At 72.3% G+C, this 11,797-nt stretch carries 12 protein-coding genes and 1 pseudogene; 4 read left to right on the top strand and 9 right to left on the bottom strand.

Annotation, left to right across the window (positions count from 1 at the left end; all coding sequences use genetic code 11):
* The first annotated feature begins 1 nt into the window (after window position 1).
* Window positions 2-889: a recombination regulator RecX gene (gene recX, locus AB0L74_RS31645; RefSeq protein WP_365660046.1), complete on the top strand. Its 888-nt coding sequence runs from the start codon at window positions 2-4 to the stop codon at window positions 887-889.
* 117 nt (window positions 890-1,006) lie between these two features.
* On the opposite strand, the gene AB0L74_RS31640 is transcribed toward recX, so the two are convergent.
* From AB0L74_RS31640 to AB0L74_RS31605, 8 genes are all read right to left on the bottom strand, one after another.
* Entirely contained in the window at window positions 1,007-1,438 is a 432-nt protein-coding gene (locus AB0L74_RS31640; RefSeq protein WP_365660043.1) for a rhodanese-like domain-containing protein, read from the bottom strand.
* Window positions 1,435-1,962, bottom strand: coding sequence for a cysteine dioxygenase (locus tag AB0L74_RS31635; protein ID WP_365660040.1), 528 nt, complete (start codon window positions 1,960-1,962; stop codon window positions 1,435-1,437). The genes AB0L74_RS31640 and AB0L74_RS31635 overlap by 4 nt, the downstream gene beginning before the upstream one ends.
* A 139-nt stretch (window positions 1,963-2,101) precedes the next feature.
* Window positions 2,102-2,188 carry a putative leader peptide gene (locus AB0L74_RS31630; protein WP_348772510.1) on the bottom strand — a complete coding sequence of 29 codons (87 nt, stop codon included), beginning with the start codon at window positions 2,186-2,188 and terminating at the stop codon, window positions 2,102-2,104.
* Window positions 2,189-2,508: 320 nt separating this feature from the next.
* Entirely contained in the window at window positions 2,509-4,185 is a 1,677-nt protein-coding gene (locus AB0L74_RS31625; RefSeq protein WP_365660037.1) for an FAD-dependent monooxygenase, read from the bottom strand.
* Between the two features lie 175 nt (window positions 4,186-4,360).
* Window positions 4,361-5,254: an amino acid ABC transporter permease gene (locus AB0L74_RS31620; RefSeq protein WP_365660034.1), complete on the bottom strand. Its 894-nt coding sequence runs from the start codon at window positions 5,252-5,254 to the stop codon at window positions 4,361-4,363.
* Window positions 5,251-5,916: an amino acid ABC transporter permease gene (locus AB0L74_RS31615; RefSeq protein ID WP_365660031.1), complete on the bottom strand. Its 666-nt coding sequence runs from the start codon at window positions 5,914-5,916 to the stop codon at window positions 5,251-5,253. The genes AB0L74_RS31620 and AB0L74_RS31615 overlap by 4 nt, the downstream gene beginning before the upstream one ends.
* An 84-nt stretch (window positions 5,917-6,000) precedes the next feature.
* The gene (locus AB0L74_RS31610; RefSeq protein ID WP_365660028.1) at window positions 6,001-6,834 is read right to left on the bottom strand and encodes a glutamate ABC transporter substrate-binding protein; all 834 of its coding nucleotides are present in this window, start codon (window positions 6,832-6,834) and stop codon (window positions 6,001-6,003) included.
* 180 nt (window positions 6,835-7,014) lie between these two features.
* Window positions 7,015-7,791: an amino acid ABC transporter ATP-binding protein gene (locus AB0L74_RS31605; RefSeq protein WP_365660025.1), complete on the bottom strand. Its 777-nt coding sequence runs from the start codon at window positions 7,789-7,791 to the stop codon at window positions 7,015-7,017.
* 292 nt (window positions 7,792-8,083) lie between these two features.
* On the opposite strand from AB0L74_RS31605, the gene AB0L74_RS31600 reads away from it, so the two are divergent.
* Together AB0L74_RS31600 and AB0L74_RS31595 are read left to right on the top strand one after the other, a co-directional pair.
* Window positions 8,084-8,770, top strand: a complete 687-nt coding sequence (locus AB0L74_RS31600; protein ID WP_365660022.1) for a response regulator transcription factor — start codon at window positions 8,084-8,086, stop codon at window positions 8,768-8,770.
* 9 nt (window positions 8,771-8,779) lie between these two features.
* The gene (locus AB0L74_RS31595) at window positions 8,780-10,186 is read left to right on the top strand and encodes a HAMP domain-containing sensor histidine kinase (RefSeq protein ID WP_365660019.1); all 1,407 of its coding nucleotides are present in this window, start codon (window positions 8,780-8,782) and stop codon (window positions 10,184-10,186) included.
* A 28-nt stretch (window positions 10,187-10,214) separates the two neighbouring features.
* On the opposite strand, the gene AB0L74_RS31590 is transcribed toward AB0L74_RS31595, so the two are convergent.
* Window positions 10,215-11,210 (bottom strand): TAXI family TRAP transporter solute-binding subunit, encoded by a 996-nt coding sequence (locus AB0L74_RS31590; protein ID WP_365660016.1) that lies wholly within the window; start codon window positions 11,208-11,210, stop codon window positions 10,215-10,217.
* A 107-nt stretch (window positions 11,211-11,317) separates the two neighbouring features.
* On the opposite strand from AB0L74_RS31590, the pseudogene AB0L74_RS31585 reads away from it, so the two are divergent.
* Window positions 11,318-11,719: pseudogene (locus AB0L74_RS31585) on the top strand (MazG nucleotide pyrophosphohydrolase domain-containing protein); the annotation flags it as partial.
* Window positions 11,720-11,797: the final 78 nt, after the last annotated feature.

Here is an 11,797-nt window from a genome sequence, read left to right as displayed (position 1 = left end):
CGTGACACGACGAACCGACTGGGCCGAGTACGCCCGCCCGGACGCCGCCGCGCGTGAGCGTGAGCAGGGGAGAGCGGGCGGGAGCTCCGCCGGGGCGGCCGGCGGCGGGTACGGCGGGCATCGGGCCCCGGCCGGCGACCGTGCGTACGGGGCGGAGGAAGCCCCGTTCCGGGCGGACGCCGCCACGGACGACTGGTGGCACGGGGGCGAGACGGACGGCGGTGCCGCGGACGGCGACGGTTCGCCCGGCGCGGGGGGAACGCGCCGGGGCCGGGCCTGTGGCGCGAGCGGTGGCTCTCGGGGCCGTGGCCGGCGTGGCCGCGGGGAGCCGTTCGCCGAGGACGGAGGCACCTCTTCCGCGTCGAGGGCCGAGCAGGGGGAGCCCCCGGGGGACCCGGTCGAGCAGGCACGGGCGATCTGCCTGCGCCTGCTCACCGGGACCCCGCGCACGCGGAAGCAGCTCGCCGACGCCCTGCGCAAGCGGCGGATCCCCGACGACGCCGCCGAGGAGGTGCTGTCCCGGTTCGAGGAGGTCGGACTGATCGACGACGGCGCCTTCGCGGACGCCTGGGTGGAGTCCCGGCACCACGGTCGCGGCCTGGCCCGGCGTGCCCTCGCCCGGGAACTGCGGACCAAGGGCGTCGACCCCACGCTCGTCGACGCGGCCGTCTCCCAGCTCGACCCCGAGCAGGAGGAGGCCACCGCACGCGAACTCGTCGCGCGGAAACTGCGTTCCACCCGTGGCCTCGACCGTGACAGACGGCTCCGCCGTCTCGCCGGCATGCTGGCCCGCAAGGGCTACCCCGAGGGCCTGGCCCTCAAGGTCGTCCGGCAGGCACTGGAGGAGGAGGGCGAGGACACCGACTTCCTCGACGACGGCGCATTCTGACGCGGTGCGGCGAAGCCCATCGACGCTGAGCGGCGAAGCCACTCACGGGTGCCGCCAAGCCACTGGCGCGGCTCGCTGCGGGGACCCGGCACCGACCGCGCACCCGGCACCGCGCCCCTACGGCGGAGTCACCGGCAGCCCCGCCGCCCGCCACGCCTGGAACCCACCGGCCAGATCCGTGGCCCGGCGCAGCCCCAGGCGGTGCAGGGATTCCGCCGCCAGACTGGAGGCGTAGCCCTCGTCGCACACGACGATGACGCGCAGGTCGTGACCCGTGGCCTCCGGGAGGCGGTGGCTGCCCAGTGGATCGAGGCGCCACTCCAGTTCATTGCGTTCGACGACGAGGGCTCCGGGGATCCGACCGTCCCGCTCGCGCAGGGCCGCGTACCGGATGTCGACCAGCAGCGCCTCACCGGCCCCGGCGGCCTCGTACGCCTCCCGGGGCCCGATCCGTTCGTAGCCCTGGCGCACCCGCTCCAGCAGCGCGTCGATCCCGGTGGGCCGCCCGCTCGCCCCGGTCGCCGGGCGGTCCGGCGTACCGCCGCTCACTGCCAGTCCTCCGGGCGTTCGACCTGCTCCAGGCGCAGCACCTGCCCGGTGCGGCTGTAGCGGCGGATCCGGGGCAGCGGCGGGTAGTAGGCGTGGACGGACACCGCGTGCCGGACGGGCGACTCGTTGAGCACCTCGTGGACGTGGTGCCGCCCGAAGGCCCGCCCCTGCCCGGCCGCCAGCCGGCGCTCCCGGTCCACACCGGCGGTGAGCTCCAGGGACGTCCAGCCCTCGGTGGGCAGCCGGGCGGCGAGCGAGTGCTCCGTGAGGGTGCCGGAGGCGGTGACGAAGGCGCCCACGGAGTCGGCGTGGTCGTGCCAGCCGGTGCCCGAGCCGGGCGGCCAGCCGATCAGCCAGGCCTCGCTGCCGCCGGGCCCTTCGAGCCGTACCCAGGTGCGGCCGTGCGGGTCGAGCGGGAGGGAGGCGATCAGTCCGGGGTCGGCGGCGGTGCGCCGGGCGAAGTCGAGGAGGCCGGCCTCGGTGGGAGGTGCGACGACAGAGGAGGCGGAAGCAGGGGCAGACACAGGTCACCGTCCTGAAGAGGATTCGCGGGAGACGCGCACGCGGCGGCAGGCAAGCGCGGGCAGGGGCAGGACCAGAGGTCCGGAATGCCCGGGATGCGCTGAAACGTGGCAGCGGTGCGTGAAGAGGGGGGAGGCGAATTCAACAGGAGGGGCGACACACGCAGCCCGCGTAGCGGAGGAGGTCCATATGGACCCTCCGCCACAGGCGCACGCAGGTGTCGGTCATGATCGGGAGTACACCACGCCACCGCGAGCCGGTCAATACGCCGTCACCGCGCGGAGGGACGGCGACGGCGGGTGCCGTCCGGGCGTGCGTCCCGGTCACCGGCGCCGAGGTTCTTCTCCGCCTCCGGACTCTTCCGCCTCCGGACTCTTCGTCTCCGGATTCCGTGTCTCTGTCCGCTACGTCTGCGCCGTTGCCGGACACGCCCGCGGCCGGGGGGAGCACGGTCCCGTTCCGTGACGGCGCCCCGGGACGACCCGGCAGCACCCCGGGCGCCCGTCCGGCCAGGACCGCACCGCCGTGACGGCGCCGCCCCACCCGGCCTACGCCCCCGGCTCGGCCTGCGCCCCCGGCCCGGCCGCCGCCCCGGCCCCCGCTGTCGTCTTCGCCGCGCCGCCGCCCACCGCCGCCTCGGCCGCCGTGTACAGGTCGGCCGGCCGGACACCGCCGAGCGCCGTGACCAGGTGGCCGTCGGGCCGTACCAGCAGCACCGTGTGGGCGGCGGCGCCCGGGTAGCTCTCGGCCACCAGCAGCTCGGCACGGCACGGCAGCGCGGTCACCGCCGCCGCCAGCCGGGGCATGACGCCGGCGGTCACCCAGTGCTTGCGCTCCCACACCCCCGTGCCCGGCGCGATCAGCACCACCAGCAGCGCCCCCCGCCCGAGCCGGTCCCGGAGCCGTACGAAGGTGCCGTCCTCCGCCGTGACCCGCACATCGGTGACCGGCGCGCCGGGCGGTGTGCCGACGGGCACCTCCCCGTCGAGCCGAGGGGGCGTCAGCGGCGATCCGGCGTACACCGCCGGTGCTCCCAGCGCGCCGCGCCCCAGGTGGCCGTCCGCCAGCAGCGCGTCGTGGCCGCGGGCGGAGCCGGGCAGGCAGGCGCGCAGGCCCCCGCCGCCGCGCAGCAGCGGCAGTACCTGATCGGTGGCGCGCAGCCGGGCGGCGATCGCCGTGCGCCGTTCCGACTGGTAGCTGTCGAGGAGGGCATCGTGCGGGCCGTGGTGCCAGGCCAGGGCCAGCTTCCAGGCGAGGTTGTCGGCGTCCCGCAGCCCCTCGTCGAGGCCCTGGGTGCCGAGCGCGCCCAGCAGATGCGCCGCGTCCCCGGCGAGGAAGACCCGGCCGACGCGCCAGCGGCGGGCCAGCCGGTGGTGGACGATGTGCACACCGGTGTCGAGGAGCTCGTACGACGGCGCGGACTCGCCGGTCCAGCCGGTCAGCGTCTCGCGGATCCGGGTGACCAGCAGCTCCGGGGTGACCAGGTCCTTGCCCGGCGGCAGCAGCCAGTCCAGGCGCCATACCCCGTCCGGCAGGGGGCGGGCGGTGATCTCCCCGGCCGACGGCCCGGACGTCCGCCACGGCGGCGTCCGGTGCAGCAACGCCTCGCCGGGCCAGGGCAGTTCCGTGCGCAGCGCGGCCACGGCGTGCCGCTCCACGGCCGTACGGCCGGGGAAGCGGATGTCCTGGAGCTTGCGCACGGTGGAGCGGGGGCCGTCGCAGCCGACCAGGTAACTGCCGCGCCACCAGGCGCCCTTGGGTCCGCGCGCGTGGGCCGTGACGCCGGACGTCTCCTGCTCGATGGTGTCCAGGCGGCTGTCCACGGCCACCTTGACGAGCGTTTCCCGGGCGAGCGCCGTGCGCAGGGCACCGGTCAGCACATGCTGCGGGAGGTGCAGCGGGGCGGGAACCGCGGCGCCCTCCCGCTGCTCCCATCCGTCCTGGCGTTCGTCCTCCGCGCCGCCGAAACGGATCTCGCGCGTCACCTGCTTGCGCCGCATCGACCGCCACCCGGCCCAGCGGACCCCGGCCTCGGCGAGCGGCAGTCCGGTCAGCCGCTCCAGGAGGGCGGCGGTGTCCTCGTGCAGGACGACGGTGCGCGCGGGGCGTGGCTCGTCCTTGCCCGGCCCCTCGTCCAGGACGACGCACGGCACTTCCTGACGCGCCAGCGCCAGGGCGAGCGTGAGCCCGACGGGCCCCGCTCCGGCGATGATCACCGGGTCCACGGTGCGGCGCCCCCTGCCCGTGGTGGTGTCGTGAGGGACGCAGGTGAACAAAAAGGCGGAGCGGGGTGCACGGTCACAGAACGTATGCAACCTATTGCCGCAGCTTGCGTCAAGCGACGGAGGCAGTGGCGAGCGGCCACTGCCTCCGTTGACGGACCCGCGGCATGACCAGGCGTCAGAGCGTGCCGCCGCCTGCGGTCGCTCCGGCGTTCGGCTGGTTGTCGTCGGCCGTGAGCACCGCGCCGGTCGACTTCTTGGCGCGTCGCAGCCGCCGCTCCAGCCAGCTCGCGAAGGAGGTGAGGGCGAAGTTGATCGCGATGAAGATCACCGCCACCACCGTGAAGCTGGCGATGGTGTTGGCACCGTAGTAGGCGCTCATCGTGCTGGCCGCGGAGAGCATCTCCGGGAAGGTGAGGATGGCGCCGCCGAGGGCGGTGTCCTTCACGATCACGACGAGCTGGCTGACGATGGCCGGAAGCATCGCGGTGACGGCCTGCGGCAGCAGGATGACCCGCATCACCTGGCCCTTGCGCAGGCCGATCGCCATGGCCGCCTCGGACTGCCCCTTGGGCAGGGCCAGGATGCCGGCCCGGACGATCTCCGCGAGAACGGAGGCGTTGTAGAGGACCAGGCCGGTGATGACGGCGTAGAGCGGGCGGTCGTCCGTGCTGACGTCGGTGTACTCGGCGAAGAGGGCCAGGCCGAAGATCATCAGGACCAGCACGGGGATGGCCCGGAAGAACTCCACCACGAGCGCGGCCGGCACGCGGATCCAGACGTGGTCCGACAGGCGGGCGATGCCCAGGACGGCACCGAGCGGCAGCGCGATGAGCACGGACAGGAACGCGGCCGTGAGGGTGTTCTTCAGCCCGGGCCAGATGTACGTGGACCAGGCTTCGGTGCCCGTGAAGAACATCTGCCATTTCGTCCACTCGAGCTGGCCCTTCTCGTCGAGGGCGCGGTACACCCACCAGAGCAGGGCCGCGAGGGCGACCAGGAAGACGACCGTGAGCAGGACGTTGCGCCGCTTGGCGCGCGGGCCCTGGGCGTCGTAGAGAACGGAGCTCATCGCTTCACCGCCACCTTCTTGCCCACCCAGCCGAGGATCAGGCCGGTCGGCAGCGTCAGACACACGAAACCGAAGGCGAAGATCGCGGCGATCAGCAGCAGTGCCGCCTCGTTCTCGATCATCTCCTTCATCAGCAGGGCCGCCTCGGCCACGCCGATGGCGGCGGCCACCGTGGTGTTCTTCGTCAGGGCGATCAGGACGTTCGCCAGCGGGACGACGGAGGAGCGGAACGCCTGCGGCAGCACCACCAGGCCGAGCACCTGGTTGAAGTTGAGGCCGATGGCACGGGCCGCCTCCGCCTGCCCGACGGGCACGGTGTTGATGCCGGAGCGCAGCGCCTCGCAGACGAAGGCCGAGGTGTAGAGGATCAGACCGAGTACGGCGAGGCGGAAGTTGATCGTATCGAAGTCGTCCGAGCCGAGCTGGACACCCAGGGTCTGGTTCAGTCCCAGTGAGGTGAACAGGATGATCACGGTGAGCGGAATATTCCGCACGATGTTCACGTAGGCGGTCCCGAAACCGCGCATCAGCGGCACCGGGCCGACGCGCATGGCGGCCAGCAGGGTGCCCCAGATCAGGGAGCCGACGGCGGAGAGCACAGTCAGCTGCACCGTCGTCCAGAAGGCTCCCAGCAGGTCGTAACCTTCAAGAAAGTCGAACACGATCTCCCGCGCTTTCGCGTGTAGGGATGCCCGCCCCGGTGCGCCGCCCCTCGCCGAGGGCGGCGCACCCTGTCAGGCGCTGCCTCAGCTCTTGACGTCGCCGATCTTCGGCGCGGGCTCGTTCTTGTAGTTCGCCGGCCCGAAGTTGTCCTGGACGGCCTTGTCCCAGGACTTGTCGGCGACCATGTCCTCAAGGGCCTTGTTGATCTTGTCCTTGAGGTCGCTGCCCTTCTTGACGCCGATGCCGTAGTTCTCGTTGGTCATCTTGAAGCCGCCGAGCTTGAACTTGCCCTTGAACTGGGACTGCGCGGCGTATCCGGCGAGGATCGAGTCGTCCGTGGTGAGCGCGTCGATGGCGCCGTTCTGGAGGCCGCCCAGGCAGGCCGAGTACGTCGTGTAGTTCTGGAGCTGGGCCTTGGGCGCCAGCTTCTCCTTGACGTTCTGCGCCGAGGTGGAGCCGGTGACCGAGCACAGCTTCTTGTTGTTGAGGTCCTCCGGCGACTTGATCGAGTCGTCGTCGGCGCGGATCAGCACGTCCTGGTGGGCGAGCAGGTACGGGCCGGCGAAGTCGACCTTCTCCTGGCGCTGCGGGGTGATCGAGTAGGTCGCCACGATGAAGTCGACGTCGCCGCGCTGGAGCATGGTCTCGCGGTCGGCGCTCTTCGACTCCCGCCACTCGATCTGGTCCTCGCTGTAGCCGAGCTTCTTGGCGACGTATGTGGCGACGTCGACGTCGAAGCCGTCGTAGCCCTGCGGGGTCTTCTGGCCGAGGCCCGGCTGGTCGAACTTGATACCGATGGTGATCTTCTTGCCGCCGCCGGAGGAGCCGTTGTCGTCGCTGTCGCCGCCGCACGCGGTGGCGGTCAGGGCGAGGGCCAGCACGGCGGCCGAGGCGGCGGAGACCTTGCGGAGCTTCATGGTGAACATCCTTTGGCTGTGATCAGAGCTGTGCTCGGACGGAGATCGGATGCGGGTCGTCGAGGACGGGTGACGCGGCCGTCGAGCCCCCGGGACGCGGGGGCTAAACGGGGCCTGAGCCGCCGGCTGCGAGAGGGCCGGGGGATCGGGCCGGGCCGGTCGCCGGGTGCCCGCGCGGCGTCAGTGGTGCAGGATCTTCGACAGGAAGTCCTTGGCGCGGTCGCTGCGCGGATTGCTGAAGAACTGCTCCGGCGCAGCCTGTTCGACGATCCGGCCGTCCGCCATGAACACCACGCGATTGGCGGCCGAACGGGCGAAGCCCATCTCGTGCGTGACGACGATCATGGTCATGCCGTCGCGGGCGAGCTGCTGCATGACCTCCAGCACCTCGTTGATCATCTCCGGGTCGAGGGCCGAGGTCGGCTCGTCGAAGAGCATGACCTTCGGGTCCATCGCGAGCGCCCGCGCGATGGCGACGCGCTGCTGCTGGCCGCCGGAGAGCTGCGCGGGGTACTTGTCCGCCTGGGCGGCCACCCCGACCCGGTCCAGCAGGGTACGGGCCTTCTCCTCGGCCTGCTTCTTGTCCGCCTTGCGGACCTTGATCTGGCCCAGGGTCACGTTCTCCAGCACGGTCTTGTGCGCGAAGAGGTTGAAGGACTGGAAGACCATGCCGACATCGGCCCGCAGCCGGGCCAGCGCCTTGCCCTCCTGGGGCAGTGGCTTGCCGTCGATCGAGATCGTGCCGGAGTCGATCGTCTCCAGGCGGTTGATGGTGCGGCACAGCGTGGACTTGCCGGACCCGGAGGGCCCGATGACCACGACGACCTCGCCGCGGGCGATCGTCAGATCGATGTCCTGGAGTACGTGCAACGCGCCGAAGTGCTTGTTGACGCTCTTCAGGACGACCAGCTCGTCGGTCGCGGCCACGCCTTCCTTGGCCACCGATACTTCGGTCATCGCTTTCAGGCTCCGTCCTCCTCGGTTTCCGGAGGACAGTAGTGACCCCGCGCGACCTGCGTCATTACATCTGAGGGGAATCTGAGCATCACGATCCGATAGCAATCGGACACGTGTCGTAGCACTTGTCACCTGGGTGCATATCGTCCGGATAACTTCGGGCGGTCCACAACCGGAACCCCCTTGACGCCGTCGGCCTCCATCAGCGTGACTGCACACGGCGCACGCGCGCGCGTGCACACGCTGATCTACACGCATCGGACGTACGGCTGATGAACCGAAGGGGGCCCGGATGAGGCTGTTGCTCGTCGAGGACGACAACCACGTCGCCGCGGCCCTGTCCGCCGTGCTCGCCCGGCACGGTTTCGAGGTCACCCACGCGCGCAACGGCGAGGAGGCCCTCCAGGCGCTCGTCCCCGACGGCAACGGCTTCGGCGTCGTCCTGCTCGACCTCGGCCTGCCCGACCAGGACGGTTACGAGGTGTGCGGCAAGATCCGCAAGCGCACCAGCATCCCGGTGATCATGGTCACCGCCCGCTCCGACGTCCGCTCCCGCATCCACGGCCTGAACCTCGGGGCCGACGACTACGTGGTCAAGCCCTACGACACCGGGGAACTCCTCGCCCGGATCCACGCCGTCAGCCGGCGCACCGTCCATGAGGAGGCCGCCCCGGGCGGCGAGAACGCGCTCAGGCTCGGCTCGGTCCGGATCGAACTGCCGACGCGCCGGGTCAGCGTGGACGGCACGGCCGTCCAGCTCACCCGCAAGGAGTTCGACCTGCTCGCCCTGCTGGCGCAGCGCCCCGGGGTGGTCTTCCGCCGGGAGCAGATCATCAGCGAGGTGTGGCGCACCAGCTGGGAGGGGACCGGCCGCACACTGGAGGTGCACGTCGCCTCCCTGCGCGCCAAGCTGCGCATGCCGGCGCTCATCGAGACCGTACGCGGCGTCGGCTACCGCCTCGTCGCCCCCGGCTCCTAGCGAGGCCGGGTGCGCGCGCGTCTTCTCCCCCTGCTGATCGTCCTGATGGCGGCCGTGCTGCTCGCGCTCGGCGTCCCGCTCGCCATCAGCGTCGCCGCGGCCCAGCAGCAGCGGGTGGTCGTCGACCGCATCGACGACACGGCCCGCTTCGCCGCACTCGCCCAGTTCGTCACCGACGCGCCCTACGGGTCCCGCCCCGTCTCCACGGACGAGCGGCTGGCGACGTTGCAGCGGGAACTCACCAGCTACTACGAGGTCTACGACATCCGGGCCGGTGTCTTCTACCGCAATCACATTCCCATGGCCAACGCGCCGACGACCTGGTTCCTCCCCCAGACGGGCGAGGTGCGCTCCGCCTTCGACGAGGCGCTGCTGAGCCGCCGCAGCCACGACCCGGAGCAGGTGTGGCCCTGGGAACGCGGCCGGCTCGTGGTCGCCTCGCCGGTCATCCGGGACGGCGATGTCGTCGCGGTCGTGGTCACCGACTCGCCCACCGGGCCGATGCGGTCGCGCACCCTGCACGGCTGGCTGGTCATCGGCGCGGGCGAGGCCGCCGCGATGCTGCTGGCCGTCGGCGCCGCGCTGCGGCTGACCGGCTGGGTCCTCAGACCCGTACGGGTCCTCGACGCCACCACCCACGACATCGCCACCGGACGGCTGAAGTCCCGGGTGGCGCCCGCCGGGGGGCCGCCGGAACTCAGGCGGCTGGCCAAGTCGTTCAACGAGATGGCGGACAATCTCGAGGACGTGCTGGTGCGGCAGCGCGCCTTCGTCGCCGACGCCTCCCACCAGTTGCGCAACCCGCTGGCGGCGCTGCTGCTGCGGATCGAGCTGCTCGCCCTGGAACTGCCCGAGGGCAACGAGGAGATCGCCTCCGTCCAGGCCGAGGGCAAGCGCCTGGCCCGGGTCCTGGACGACCTGCTCGGCCTGGCCCTGGCCGAGCACGCCGAGCCGGACCTTCAGCTCACCGACATCGGAGCCCTGGCCGCCGAACGGGTGGCGGCCTGGGCACCCACCGCCGAAGCCAAGGGCGTCAGGCTGATCGGACAGTGCCCGGCGACCACGGGGTGGGCCGACCCGGTGGCGCTGTCCAGCGCGCTGGACGCGGTGGTCGACAACGCGGTCAAGTTCACGCCGCCGGAGGGGACCGTGCGGGTCACCGTCGCCTCCAACGGCACCACCGCCACCGTCGTCGTCACCGACACCGGTCCCGGCCTGACCGACGAGGAGCTCACCCGCGTCGGCGACCGCTTCTGGCGCAGCGGCCGGCACCAGAACGTCAAGGGCTCCGGGCTGGGCCTGTCCATCTGCCGGGCCCTGCTGGAGGCGGGCGGCGGCTCCATCGCGTTCGGGCACCACGCGCCGCGGGGGCTGAAGGTGACGGTGACGGTGCCGAGGGCGGCGCCCGCGGCCTGAGCGGCACCCGGGGCACCGGTCCCGGGCCCTACGGTTTGACCGACCGGTAGTAGCGGCGGGCGCCCTCGTGCAGGGGCAGCGGGTCGGTGTAGATCGCCGTGCGCAGGTCGACCAGCTGGGCCGAGTGGACGTGCGCGCCGATGCCGTCCCGGCTCTCGATCACGCTCCGGGTCAGCCACTCGGTGAGCCGCGGGTCCGTGCCCTCGCGGGTGATCAGCAGGTTGGACACGGCCATCGTCGGCACGCTGGAGCCGTTCTGGACGGTCGGATAGGCCGACTCCGGCAGGGTGGTCGCGCGGTAGTAGCGGGTCGCGCCGCCGTCCTCGTGCAGCCGGGCGACGAGATCCTCCCCGACGGGAATGAACCGGAACGCGGCCTTCTCGGCGATCCGCCGCAGACCGTCCGTGGGCAGCCCGCCCGACCAGAAGAAGGCGTCGATCCCCTTCCCGAGCCGCCTTGGCCCGGTGTCGATGCCGTCCGAGCGGGGCGTGATGTCCTTCTCGGGGTCGATGCCCGCGGCCAGCAGCAGCCGGGTGGCGATCAGCCGCACGCCCGAGTGGGGCAGGCCGATGGCCACCCGCTTGCCCCGCAGGTCGGCGACGGAGTGGATGTCGGAGTCGACGGGGACGACGAGCTGCACGTAGTCGTCGTAGAGGCGGGCGACTCCGCGCAGCCCGTCGGCGCCGGGCCGGCCGTCGATCTTGTACGTCTCCACCGCGTCGGCCGCGGCGATGGTGAAGTCGGCCTTCCCGGTCGCCACCCGCTCGACGTTCTCCTGGGAACCCGCGCTGGTCAGCAGCCGCACCCTCAGGTCCGGCATGTCCTGGTGGAGCGCGGTCCGCAGCAGCTCGCCGTACTTCTGGTACACCCCCGCGCGCGTGCCGGTGCTGAACGCGACCGTCCCGCGCGGCGGCTCCTCGCCCAGCGGCAGCAGCCACCACAGCAGCAGTCCGAGGGCGACGGCACCGGCGGCCGCCCCTCGCAGGGCCCGGCGCCTGCCGATACGGCGGAACAGCGTGGACATGGGCGAGATCCTGCCAGCCGGCACCGCCGCTGAACAGGGCGGGGCGCACAGCCCGGCGGGACGCGACCGGCACCGGGACTGTCACCGGCGGCCGTTACAGTCGGCGTATGAGCTCCTCCTCGCCCGCCGAACTCGTCCGCGCCTTCCATCTCGCCTTCGGGCTCGACGCCCGCAGCACGCCGGGCGAGGTCCCGCCCGAGCTGGCGGCCCAGCGGGGGCGGCTGCTCGCCGAGGAGGCCGCGGAGGTGGCCGAGGTCTCGGTGCGCGGCCCGCTCGACCGGCTCGCGCACGAGCTGGCCGACGTCGTGTACGTGGCGTACGGCACCGCCCTGGTCCACGGCATCGACCTCGACGCGGTCATCGCCGAGATTCACCGCTCCAACATGACCAAGCTCGGCCCCGACGGCCAGGTCGCCCGCCGGTCCGACGGCAAGGTCCTCAAGGGCGGGCACTACCAGGCCCCGGATGTGGCGGGCGTGCTGCGGCGGCAGGGGTGGGAGCCGGACGGGGCCTGCCGGCCGCCACGGTCCTGGTCGACGAGAAGATCCACTCCTTCCGGGCGGCCCTGCGGCTGGGCGTCGACCACC

The sequence above is a fragment of the Streptomyces sp. NPDC052020 genome, assembly GCF_040680575.1.
Classification (GTDB): Bacteria; Actinomycetota; Actinomycetes; order Streptomycetales; family Streptomycetaceae; genus Streptomyces.
This window is presented reverse-complemented; position numbering and strand designations above follow the sequence as displayed.